Source organism: Micrococcus sp. HMSC31B01 (assembly GCF_001816085.1).
In the GTDB taxonomy this organism is placed as follows: domain Bacteria; phylum Actinomycetota; class Actinomycetes; order Actinomycetales; family Micrococcaceae; genus Micrococcus; species Micrococcus luteus.
Genome location: NZ_KV825423.1, coordinates 1 through 850 on the forward strand (window position 1 = coordinate 1; position 850 = coordinate 850).

Consider the following 850-nt stretch of genomic DNA (forward strand, 5'->3'; position numbering starts at 1 on the left):
CGGCCGCCGACGCCGCCGAGGACGCCCGGGATGCGGCGGAGGACGCCCGGGAGGCCGCGGCCGTGAGGAGCGCGGACCCGGAGACGGGGTCGCTGCCCGCCGTCGAGGTGGTGCGGCCGATCAACGGCGGGCCAGGGCGTCCGTGATGTGACGCTCGAGCTCCTCCTCCCCCGGCAGGTCCGGGAAGGAGCGCTCCTGCCCGTGGGCCACGTACACGAAGCTGGCCCCGATCCGTTCCAGCGGGATCCCGTGCAGCCGTGACCAGGCGAGCCGGTAGACGGCCAGCTGCAGCGACTTGAGCTCGAGGTCGCGGCCCCGCGGCACGGCGCCGGTCTTCCAGTCGACGAGCTCCCAGTCGGCCTCGGGGTCGAAGGGCAGGCGGGGGTCCCCGCCGGAGCGGTAGATCGCGTCGACCCGGCCCCGCAGCGTGATCCCGCCGACCGTCGTCTCGACCGGGGCCTCGACGAAGGCCGGGGTGCGCTCCGCCCAGCGCGAGGAGCGGAACCACTCCTGCATCGGGCCGAGGTCGAGGGCCTCGTCGACCCACAGGTCCGCGGCGTCCTCGGCCGAGTCGATGTCCAGCATGCCGGTGGCCCCGAAGCGCTCCTCGAGCCACGCGTGGAACGCCGTGCCGCGTCGCGCCGCGTGCGCGGGCGGCCGGGGCAGGGGCCGGCGCAGCTGCTCGGCCACGGCCTGCGGGTCGGCGGCGAGCTCGCCGTAGAGGGACACGGAGACGTGCTCGGGCAGGGCGGTCTCCCCGCCCGTCCCGGCGACGTCCCGGCGGCGCAGCAGCACCCAGTCCACCTGGCGGGCCAGCTCCGGGTCGTCCCCGAGCGCCGCCGGGTCCGCG

Annotated in this window: 1 protein-coding gene; it reads right to left on the reverse strand. The window is 77.1% G+C overall.

Annotated features, from left to right (window positions below):
- Window positions 1–120: 120 nt before the first annotated feature.
- The coding region (locus HMPREF3105_RS11785; RefSeq protein WP_141762535.1) for a RecB family exonuclease at window positions 121–850 on the reverse strand (730 nt) is incomplete at its 5' end.